The sequence below is a fragment of the Mesorhizobium sp. J18 genome (genome assembly GCF_007829525.1).
In the GTDB taxonomy this organism is placed as follows: Bacteria; Pseudomonadota; Alphaproteobacteria; order Rhizobiales; family Rhizobiaceae; genus VLJP01.
Genome location: NZ_VLJP01000018.1, coordinates 46,259 through 53,963, shown reverse-complemented (window position 1 = coordinate 53,963; position 7,705 = coordinate 46,259). Strand labels below are relative to the sequence as shown.

The 7,705-nt window shown below is 55.5% G+C and carries 6 protein-coding genes; 2 read left to right on the top strand and 4 right to left on the bottom strand.

Translation table 11 applies throughout. The features are described from left to right. Positions 1–73: 73 nt before the first annotated feature. On the bottom strand, positions 74–805 hold the full coding sequence (locus tag L598_RS09080; protein WP_144861775.1) for a Crp/Fnr family transcriptional regulator: 732 nt from the start codon (positions 803–805) through the stop codon (positions 74–76). 1,016 nt (positions 806–1,821) lie between these two features. Between L598_RS09080 and L598_RS09075 the strand changes: the two genes are divergently transcribed. Continuing rightward, positions 1,822–2,631 (top strand): response regulator transcription factor, encoded by an 810-nt coding sequence (locus L598_RS09075; RefSeq protein WP_144861773.1) that lies wholly within the window; start codon positions 1,822–1,824, stop codon positions 2,629–2,631. Between the two features lie 101 nt (positions 2,632–2,732). On the opposite strand, the gene L598_RS09070 is transcribed toward L598_RS09075, so the two are convergent. The 3 genes from L598_RS09070 to L598_RS09060 all read right to left on the bottom strand — a co-directional run bounded on the left by L598_RS09070 (position 2,733) and on the right by L598_RS09060 (position 5,515). Next, positions 2,733–3,467: a class I SAM-dependent methyltransferase gene (locus tag L598_RS09070; RefSeq protein WP_144861771.1), complete on the bottom strand. Its 735-nt coding sequence runs from the start codon at positions 3,465–3,467 to the stop codon at positions 2,733–2,735. 74 nt (positions 3,468–3,541) lie between these two features. Then, complete coding sequence (locus L598_RS09065; RefSeq protein ID WP_144861769.1) at positions 3,542–4,228, bottom strand: sugar transferase; 687 nt, start codon at positions 4,226–4,228, stop codon at positions 3,542–3,544. A 285-nt stretch (positions 4,229–4,513) separates the two neighbouring features. Then, positions 4,514–5,515: a glycosyltransferase family A protein gene (locus tag L598_RS09060; protein WP_246658691.1), complete on the bottom strand. Its 1,002-nt coding sequence runs from the start codon at positions 5,513–5,515 to the stop codon at positions 4,514–4,516. Positions 5,516–5,643: 128 nt separating this feature from the next. Between L598_RS09060 and L598_RS09055 the strand changes: the two genes are divergently transcribed. Further along, the gene (locus L598_RS09055; RefSeq protein ID WP_144861767.1) at positions 5,644–7,335 is read left to right on the top strand and encodes a GMC family oxidoreductase; all 1,692 of its coding nucleotides are present in this window, start codon (positions 5,644–5,646) and stop codon (positions 7,333–7,335) included. Positions 7,336–7,705: the final 370 nt, after the last annotated feature.

Sequence of the window (7,705 nt, the reverse complement as noted above, 5' to 3'; positions counted from 1 at the left end):
AGCCGGTGCGGCCCACGGATCCCTGGTTCCGATCACTCATCGGAGGTTTGCCCATGGCACGCTGATGAGAGTCTCAATCCTTGGCCGCTGTCCCGTGGTCGAGATAGGAGAGATCAAAATCGGCAATCTCGGCAAGACGTTTCCGGTCCAGAAAGGTGACTGTGCTGTCGCGAAACACAAGAAGGCCGGATTCGCGCAATTGTCTCAACACGCGATTGAGATGGATGGCCGTGATACCGAGCGCGTCCGCAAGCATACTCTGTGACAAGGGACAAGCGTAGCCGTCGGCGGTTCCGCGTTCGATAAGCTTCATGCGAGCGCCGAGCTCCAGAAAGAAATGGGCCGTGCGGGCAAGAGCATCGCGTCGGCCAAGACTGACGAGGTGCTCGACGATCATCGCCTCATCCCGCGATGCAGCCCAGAGCCATGCCATCGCCAGACGTGGCGCGGTGCTGAACATTTCAAGCAATCGCTCCGGATATACTTGGCTGACTTCCACTGGCGTCAAAGCGACAAGATTCTGGTCGGAAGAGCGAAGCAGCAGACTTCTCAGGCCGAGGAAGTCACCGGGAATCTGTATATTGATGACCTGGCGGCCGCCATCATGCAGCCGCTTATAGGAACAAGCCCAGCCGTCGTGGAGAATATAGGCTGCATGGTCGTTCTGGCCCTCTTGAGCGATTTCTCTGCCAGCCGAAAAAATAGTGCGTGGATTCGCCAGTCGCTGTAATATTCCTAGCTCATCTGCATCCAGCGGCAGATAAGTTCCAAGCTTCCTGGAGAAAGCATCCGATCCTGATTTCATAGTCCATTTCAGTTCATAAGGAATCAAAACCTATGATATCCAGGGATAATTTTGAGAAAAATAGATATATTTTGAGGAGACTGTAATGAATATTTCCTATATGCTAATACGATTGGTTTAGAAAATCCCACTCGTGCCGGGTGGATGTAGAATCAGTCCGTCAACTCGGACCGGAGCCATGCCCCAAGCCATCGATCTCTCAGACCTGAAGCTCAGCTCGCATGCTTCTTGTACTCTCGCCAGATTACAACCAATAAGTCTAATATTGCCTACCCCTTTTGGCGTAGATTACTCTTCCGAACACACCTGATGAACTTGAGGAAATGTGTCTGGGTCGGCTGCCGGAAGGACTTTTTTCCTGCCAACATGGGCGTAGTTGACTTGGGAAATCCAACGGCACTGTTCCGAATGCATAGATCACCTGCTGAGAATGTCGGGATCCCAGCGGGAAAGAATATATAAGGCAATGCTTTTTTACCAAACGGTAAAAAACTATATTTAAGTGTATAAACTTTTAATATAAGGAAATTTTTGAGCGTACTTTATATACATAAATAAATGTATAGATGATTTATCTATGTATATTATAAATCTAAAGTCTATAGTAAATCTTTTGAATAAATCATATTTATCTTTTTGATTTACTTTATTATAATTTATTATTCACGATCATTTAACGTAGTATGTAATGAAAATTCTTAGTATTTTTATATATTTCCATAAACATATTTTAGATATTTATGGTAACATCATTTGATATTTATCCGGTCGATCCATATGTTTAGTTAATCTAGGTTAGTGCTTGTATTTGATCGCTGGTGGTGTATCCTCGAACACGTAAAAAATGATGCTCGGTCGGGTGTGCCGCAGGCCTTTGTGCTGGCCTGTCGATAAACCAGGGTCTGTTTCGGCGACCTCTGGTAGGGGGCAAATACCAATGAGTACTAGAACTTCAGCAGGGGCGAAGCGTCCGCTGCGCCAAACGGTGGGCGCACTGTAAACACGGGGAGGATGTCATGAATTCGTCAATACCCGGCAATGAGAGCCGGCAACATATCAAGCTGACGCCACCGGGGGCGATCGTTAAACCGGTCTCTTCTGATGTCGCCGAAACTGAAAAACTACAGCAATCCGATAGATCACTTGTCATCATAGACAGTCGGGCACTGGATCGTGAATGTTTCGCCAGGAGCATCGAGGCCCGCAGGGTGGGTATGAAGGTGCTCGCCTTTGGATCGATCGAAGGCTGGAAATTCGAACAGGAGAGACATCCGCCCATCGCTGCGATTCTCTTCAATATTGGCGGCCGCAAGGCTTCCGATCCAGGAGTCGCCGAAGAAATCAGGAACATGGCTTCCGAATTTGCGCCAGCGCCGGTCATAGTGCTGGCCGATACGGATGAACTGATCCAGATTCTCAAGGCGCTCGAATACGGGGCGCGGGGCTACATACCTTCTTCCGTCGGCATCGATGTTTGTATCGAGGCTGTTGGCCTGGCACTTGCCGGCGGCATATTCGTGCCGGCGAGCAGCGTGCTGGCGATGCGTCAGCTGCTCGATTCGGGGGCTGCCGTAACAAGGCCAATGGCCAGCATGTTCACCGCACGCCAGGCGGAAGTGGTCGAGGCGCTGAGACGCGGGAAGGCCAACAAGATAATAGCCTATGAGCTCAATCTGCGGGAAAGCACGGTCAAGGTGCATATCCGCAACATAATGAAGAAGCTCAAGGCTACAAACAGAACGGAAGTTGCCTACAAGATAAACGATCTCTTCCCGCCAGATCCCTCCGGCCTGAGGCCGAGTGGACAGGTCAGCCTTTACAGATAAGCCGCCATTCCGGCAATTCGCCGGTAGCTGGTGACAAGCAAAGCAGGGTGGCGCCGGGTGTCGTATCCGGCGCCATTTGCTACTTCGGGGCGGAAATCCGCTCAATTCCCGGTCTTGTAGACTGCCGCATTGTCAGGCAAGGCCAGGTTCTCCCGGTCCAGAAATCCGGCTCCGTCCAGCAGGTCGGCATGGACCGGATTGCTATAGAGGATCCAGACTTCACGACGGTGCTCGTGGAGCGTCCTTTCCAAATTCTCGAGCACGCGGCTCAATACGCCTGTGCCGAACGGATTGTAGAGGAAAACAACCAGCCTGTCGGGTGGGAACCGGAAATCGGCTGCATCGACGCAGATCGAGGAGACGTTGCCGCATCTGCGGTTCGGGGGTCGATAGCGCAGGATGTTGCGGTTGGCGATCACATCCAGCTCCTGCGAGAATTCCACTCCGATGACTTTCCGGAACGGATATTCCGAGGCGATGAGCAGGCTCCGTCCCTTGCCCGATCCGAGATCCACATAGACGAAATCTTCGTGCCGGATCGGCAGGCTGCCGATCAGCTCGCGCAACAGGCCCGCCTCCAATGTCTGGTAGCGGACGCCTTCGTTGCTATGCGGGCTATCTATCTGGAGCTTCCAGAGGGGAATGACGCCGCCCGTATCCGTCCCGTATTCGTTGTCGAAGGAATCTTGCGGTAGGATGCGGCCTCGACCCCGGAACCATATCCCTGCCTCGTTGAGACCTTGCCGGAAGAGCCCGCACAATCCGTCCTGTCGCAGCTTGCGTGCGATTTTTTGCGAAAGGGGCTTCAATAACCTTGCGCGCTTGCGCATCGGCATCGGGCAGCCTCATGAACAGGATCGCGCTGGCACTATGCCGCGATCATCAGGGCTGAAGTCCCATTTCTCAGAGCTCAAACCCCGGTACCGCGCACTACCACCAATACGGTCATCGACAGAATCCACATGTCCGTACCGAAGGACATGATATCGGCATAGCGCGTATCATGGATCGCACGCTCGGCGAATGAGCAGGCGTTTCGGTCGCTGACCTGCCAAAGGCCGGTCAGGCCGGGCCGAATCTCAAAATAGGAGGTGCCGGGATATTCTGCGCGCTGTTCGGGGAGCATGGGACGTGGGCCCACTAGGCTCATATGACCGAGGAATACATTCCAAAGCTGCGGCAGTTCGTCGGCGGAATATTTGCGCAGATACCGTCCCAGCGATGTGACTCGAGGATCGTTGCGCAGTTTCTGCGTCCGGTCCCACTCGCTCTTGGCAGTCGGATTCTCCCGCAGATAGGTCTCCAGAACCCGGTCGGCGTCTGGAACCATGGAGCGGAGCTTCCAGATGGTGAAGGTCTTGCCATTGCGCCCGAGGCGCTGCTGGCCGAAAAACGCTGCGCCACCATCCAGCCGGACTAGAAAGGCCAGTATGCCGATGAGAGGCAGCGTCAATGGTGCCGAGATGACAACCGCAACGATGTCGAAGCACCGTTTGGCGGCAAGGTAGAAGAACCGGGAACGGACCGGCAGTCTTGCCGGTACGACAATATCGAGAGAGCCATAACCCGGCTGTGGTCGCGAGAATATTGCAAGCATGCCCCACCCCTGAGGCGGAAGGAATTTCTTCCGCTTTTGCGCTTTGAATATTTCTGTAGTGATCCGAGCTATAAGTAATGCGTCGGAGAATTATTCCTGATACTTTAAATTATTCCGTACTTTATTCAGGAATCAGAAATCGTGATATATTATTATCCAAAGAATACGTTCATCGACAATCAATCGCCGATAGGAAATTCGGTCTAGTCTTTGAGATGGCGGACAAAGGTTGAAGAAAATACCGCTGCCGGCTGATAGGGAGCCTGACGGATGTATTATGGAATGTCAGCTTTTGGAGCGCTCGCGATTCCAGGAGTCGACCAAAGCGCCTGCGTTGTCGTGGAACGCCAGGCCAAACATACGCCGTGCGCGGTAGAGACGGACCCGTGTCAGGCATGTGAATGCCCCCCACCGATCGCGGAGATATGAAAGGCGATCTGTGCGCAGGAGCTGGACGATCTCGCCGGCCGGCGATGCCGCGATGAGGGTGCCATTGATCATCCAGCGCAGAAAGCCTGTTCTGCTGCCTCTTATATGACGGAATTCGTGAGCGACGTGCCTGTCCCAGCGTCGCGCGAGCTCGGCGAAGGATTTGCATGAGGCCGTCCTCACTCGCGCCTGGGGCAGATAGGCGATGCGAAAACCCTTGGCCGTCGCTCTCTGGCCCCATTCGGTGTCCTCCATGGAGCCGATGCCGCCGAAGGGGCCGACGTCCCGAAAAACCCGTGTTCGCACGGCCATATTGCCTGTCGCAGCAAATCCATATTGTTCGACATAGCGTTGGGCGCGATAGCTGTAGACACTCTCGTAGGCTTCGATTGCGGTCAGACGGTCCGGTTGCGCGGGCAGAATTCGGATGTCGCCGCCGAGAAAATCCGTCTCCGGATGGCAGTCAAAGTGATCGACGATCGCCCGCACCCAGCCCGCTTCGGCAACGCAGTCGGCATCGATGAAGGCGAGCATCTCCGCCCTTGCGGCGGCCGCGCCTTTGTTGCGGGCGGGACCGGGACCGGGAATGGTTTCGGTTTCCAGCCGCACATCCGTGAATGCGGCGCAGACCGCTTCCGGCCGTTTCGTGGAGCCGTTGTCGGCAACAATGATCTCGAAGGGGATGCCGTCGTTGCGCTGCGCCTCCAGCGACAACAGGCAGCGTCGCAAATCCTCCGGCTCATTGAGATGGGGTATGACGATGCTCAGACGGGGATTTGTCTCCTGCTCGCCCTGTCCCTCTTCGTTCCGCGATTGGGCGGGCTGGCCGGAGGGATGCTGCATCAGGTCGTCATGCATGGGATCGCCTCGGCGTCGGATTGTCTGAAATAGACATCCTAGCTTGGCTCAGCGCATATAAATATTACGTCTTAAGTTATAGGAAAGGTTATATTGAAAATGACAATTTCGAGTGTTCTACTCCTGCTATGACATTGTTTCATCTAAATAAACTAGAAATAGAACGTAAAAGAATTTCTGCGTCGCTCTGTGTCGTGGGAGGCGGCATTGCGGGCCTCATTCTCGCGCGTCGCGTTGCGCAGAGCGGGCGAAGAGTGATCGTCCTCGAGAGCGGAACCCTTTCCTTCGACGCCGCCATCCACGAACTGAACGAGGTGGAAGACCCCCTGGGCCGCTATTCCCGGTCGCTCGATGGGCGCTATCGCGGTCTCGGCGGGACATCGAGCCGTTGGGGCGGCAGGATGATCCCGATCAGCGATCATGAGGCGGCCGCGCGACCTCATGTCGGGCAGGAAGCCTGGCCTGTCGATCCGCAAAGCTTGTATGTCCATCGAGAAACGGCTGAGAAGCTGTTCGGTGTCGAAGCAGGGTCCTACAACGACGACGTTTTGGACGTTATAGATAGGCGGCAATATCTGCCGAGGAACGATCCCGATCTTGTGGCGCGTTGGGCGAAATGCCCTTCCTTCAAGAACTGCAATATTGCAACGCTGCTTGAAGGGGAGATTCGGACCCATGAGAATATTGAGATATGGCTCGGCGCGACCGTATGCGATTTCGAACTCGACCGAGAACGCGGAAGACTGGTTTCGGTTTCGGCCTGTGATTTTGGCGGCAGGAAGCTTACGGTGCAGGCGGATGAATTCGTCATCGCCGCCGGCACGATTGAGTCGACCCGGCTTCTCCTTTTGATCGATGCGGCAGCCGATCAGCAGGCTTTCAGCCGCTGCAAGGTGCTGGGCAGGTATTTCCAGGATCATCTGAAATCAGAGGTGGCGACCATCGGGCGGGCCGATCCGGTGCTCACAAATCACCTCTTCGGCTATCGCTTCCTCAATGCCACCCGGCGCGATCTGCATCTGGAGCTATCCGAAAAGGCGCAGCGCGAAGACAGGGTGGCGAGCGCTTTCGCCTATGTTTCAATGAACCTGGCGGACAGTCCGCTGGCTGAGGTCAAGAAGATAGCCCACAGCGTCCAGCGCGGTCAGGTCGATATCGGCGAGGTCTGGCGCCTTGCCGGCAGCTTTGGCCTTGTCGCGAAATCGGCCTGGTGGCGCTATGCCCGTCACCAGCTTTTCGTCCCGCCCGATATCGGGCTGCGGCTGCTCGTCTGCGCCGAGCAGCTCCCCGACTGGAACAATCGCATTCGCCTGTCGCATGAACGGGATCGGCTCGGCATGCAGAAGGCGCAATTGGAGTGGAGACCGACAGAGCCCGACGAGCGAACTTTCCGTTCCGCCATATCGCGCATTGGCGACTATTGGGTCCGCGCGGGATTTGATCGTCTTTGCCCTCTTGAGTGGTCAGCTGCCAGCCGTGACAGGCAAATCCCGGTTACCGACAATGCGGAAGCATGCGCGCATCCTTCCGGTACGGCCCGCATGGGGACGGATCCGGCCGAATCGGTTGTCGGCCCCGATCTGCGCTGTCATGCCATTCCCAATCTTTCCGTCGCAAGCGCGGCGGTATTCCCCACGGCCGGCAGCGCGAATCCGACCTTCACCATCATGATGCTTGCGCTGTCGCTCGCTGACAGCCTCTTGTGTCGTACGACCAGCCGGCGCGAAGCATTTTCTCTTGCCAAGGCAACGGAGGAACCGTTGTCGGTGATCGGCCATGCGGCCGGTCAGGACCTACTGCCGAAGGGACAGCCTCTATAGCCTTTCGGCCTTCGGTTCAGGATGCGGCCGATGATACCGCAAGCTCTTTGCAGACACTCGAGACAGACGAAGACAAGGCCATGTCGTTCCGGCTGGACGAGATGACCGGCTCGATAGCCCGTCATTCCTCCCGTATCGCCGAGTTGGAGGAACAGGCGGCTTTCTTGCAGCGGCTGCGCCGTGAGGTTCCCGCCTTTTAGCAGTGCCGGACAAAGTCAGCGATCTGACTGGTTCGCGATGATCGGAATTCCCGTCGGAGATTGCGGGAAGCAGCCTCTAGGATAAGTCCTCGGTCGAGGACATCATCCTTAGGGACTAGACCGTTGATCGGAACGTTGCCGCGGCAGCCACCATCGAAGGTCTATCACCC

Excerpts from the sequence above, each read along its gene's own strand:
- L598_RS09070 (WP_144861771.1), bottom strand. The coding sequence starts at position 3,467 with ATGCCGATGCGCAAGCGCGCAAGGTTATTGAAGCCCCTTTCGCAAAAA.
- L598_RS09075 (WP_144861773.1), top strand. The coding sequence starts at position 1,822 with ATGAATTCGTCAATACCCGGCAATGAGAGCCGGCAACATATCAAGCTG.
- L598_RS09065 (WP_144861769.1), bottom strand. The coding sequence starts at position 4,228 with ATGCTTGCAATATTCTCGCGACCACAGCCGGGTTATGGCTCTCTCGAT.
- L598_RS09060 (WP_246658691.1), bottom strand. The coding sequence starts at position 5,515 with ATGCATGACGACCTGATGCAGCATCCCTCCGGCCAGCCCGCCCAATCG.
- L598_RS09055 (WP_144861767.1), top strand. The coding sequence starts at position 5,644 with ATGACATTGTTTCATCTAAATAAACTAGAAATAGAACGTAAAAGAATT.
- L598_RS09080 (WP_144861775.1), bottom strand. The coding sequence starts at position 805 with ATGAAATCAGGATCGGATGCTTTCTCCAGGAAGCTTGGAACTTATCTG.